The sequence below is a fragment of the Sinorhizobium sp. 8-89 genome, from assembly GCF_030124325.1.
Classification (GTDB): Bacteria; Pseudomonadota; Alphaproteobacteria; order Rhizobiales; family Rhizobiaceae; genus Sinorhizobium.
Genome location: NZ_JASKLR010000074.1, coordinates 1 through 1,715, shown reverse-complemented (window position 1 = coordinate 1,715; position 1,715 = coordinate 1). Strand labels below are relative to the sequence as shown.

Annotated in this window: 1 protein-coding gene; it reads left to right on the top strand. The window is 67.5% G+C overall.

Features of this window, described 5'->3' with window-relative positions; all coding sequences use genetic code 11:
* Window positions 1–1,715 (top strand): condensation domain-containing protein (locus QN219_RS33685; protein WP_284004746.1); only part of this gene is annotated, 1,715 nt, incomplete at both ends.

The window sequence follows — 1,715 nt, the reverse complement described above, 5'->3', positions numbered from 1 at the left end:
CTATGCGCGGGCCGCCTATGCGGCGCCGAAGGGCGAGATCGAGACGATGCTGGCACAGATCTGGGCCGAGCTGCTCGGCGTCGAGCGGGTCGGCCGCCACGACAACTTCTTCGAGCTCGGCGGCCACTCGCTGCTCGCCGTCAGGCTCGTGAGCCGGCTGTCGCGGGCCGTTGGTGTGGAACTGTCGCTGTCGACGCTGTTCGCCAGGCCAGTGCTTTGCGATCTGGCGACAGGCATCGTCGAGGTGTTGAGCCGCGCCGATCCGCAAGACCTGCCGGCGATCGCGGCCGTGTCGCGCGACGAGCCGCTTGTGCTGTCGTTCGCGCAGCAGCGGCTGTGGTTCCTGGCGCAGCTGGATGCGGCCGGCACCAATTACCACGTGCCGCTGGCCTTGCGCCTGAGGGGTACGCTCGACCGCAGCGCCTGGCAGCGCAGCCTCGACCGTTTGTTCGCGCGTCATGAGGCGCTGCGCAGCGTCTTTGTCGACTCGGAGGATGAGCCCCGCGTCGCGCTTCTGCCGCCCGACACAGGGCTGCCGGTAATCGAACACGATCTCAAGGCCGGGCCGGACGCCGAAGCAACCCTTCTGGAGCTGTGCCATGAAGAGGCCCATGCTCCGTTCGATCTTGCCCATGGCCCGCTGATCCGCGGACGGCTCATCCGGCTGTCGGATCAGGAGCATGTCTTCCTGCTGACCCAGCATCACATCGTCTCGGACGGCTGGTCGATGGGCGTGCTGGTGCGTGAACTGAGCAGCCTCTACCGGGCGTTCCTGGCCGGACAGGGCGAGCCGCTGCCGCCACTCGTCCTCCAGTATCCGGACTACGCCGCCTGGCAACGCCAATGGCTGTCGGGCGAACGGCTGCAGACACAGGCGCAATATTGGCGCGAGAACCTCGCCGGCGCTCCGGCCCGTCTGGCGCTGCCGACCGACCGGCCGCGGCCGGAACAACAGTCGTTTGCCGGGGCGACCGTTCCGATCGTCATCGACGCGGATCTGACGCGGGGGCTGAAACGGCTGAGCCGCCAGCACGGCACGACCTTGTTCATGACGGTGCTGGCCGCCTGGGCGGCGGTGCTGTCGCGTCTGTCCGGACAGGACGACCTTGTCATCGGCGTGCCGAGCGCCAATCGCGGTCGGCGCGAGATCGAAGAGCTGATCGGCTTCTTCGTCAACACCCTGGCGCTGCGGCTGGACCTGTCGGGCGAGCCGAGCGTCTCGGAGCTTCTGGAACGGACGCGGCGCACGGCGCTCGCCGCGCAGGAGCATCAGGACCTGCCGTTCGAGCAGGTGGTGGAGATCGTCAAGCCGCCACGCTCTCTCGATCACACGCCGCTGTTCCAGGTGGGGCTCGCCTGGCAGAACGCCGCCGTCGAGGCGTTCGATCTTCCCGGGCTGAGCGTCGAGCCTGCCGGCAATGGCCTCGATCAGGTCAAGTTCGATCTGGAGCTGAGCCTTGGCGAGCGCGATGGGATCATCGCCGGAACGTTTGGATATGCCACGGCGCTGTTCGATGCCGCGACGATCGAGCGGCAGCGTGGTTATCTGCTGGCGCTGCTGCGGGCGATGGTTGCCGATGCAGGGCAGCCGGTAGGCCGTATTGAGCTGCTGTCCTCCGACGAGCGCAGCTATCTGCTGGAGGAGCTGAACCGGACGGCGGCGGATTATCCATCGGACAAGTGCATCCACGAGCTGTTCGAGGCGCAGGTCCGGC